The organism is Desulfotomaculum copahuensis (assembly GCF_001655685.1).
Classification (GTDB): domain Bacteria; phylum Bacillota; class Desulfotomaculia; order Desulfotomaculales; family Desulfovirgulaceae; genus Desulfotomaculum_G; species Desulfotomaculum_G copahuensis.
Map to the genome: position 1 here is coordinate 1 of NZ_LYVF01000075.1, position 392 is coordinate 392.

At 54.3% G+C, this 392-nt stretch carries 1 pseudogene; it reads left to right on the forward strand.

What is annotated here, in order from left to right:
• Positions 1 to 87 precede the first annotated feature (87 nt).
• A pseudogene (locus A6M21_RS19000) lies at positions 88 to 392 on the forward strand (group II intron reverse transcriptase/maturase); the annotation flags it as partial.

The window sequence follows — 392 nt, forward strand, 5'->3', positions numbered from 1 at the left end:
AGGTCAAACTTCAACAGGAAAACGACCAGAACCTGCAAGCAGGTACCGGACTGCCGCGACCGGAAGCCGGACAAAGAAGGGTTGAGGATGATAAAACCACTGCACAGCGTAATTGACAAAGTGTACCGCATGGCCAACCTAAGAGAAGCCAGTGCCAAGGTTACCGCCAACAATGGAGCGCCAGGGGTAGACAATGTTACCGTTGATACCTGGAAGACCAAAGAAGAGGCACAGCTACGCCAGCTTCATGGAGCACTGTATGCCGGCACATACCGCAGCAAACCGGTACGGCGGGTATACATACCGAAGCCCGGCACAAACAAGCAAAGGCCGTTAGGCATACCCGCACTGGCGGACCGGGTTTGCCAGCAAGCGGTACTACAAGTAATCCA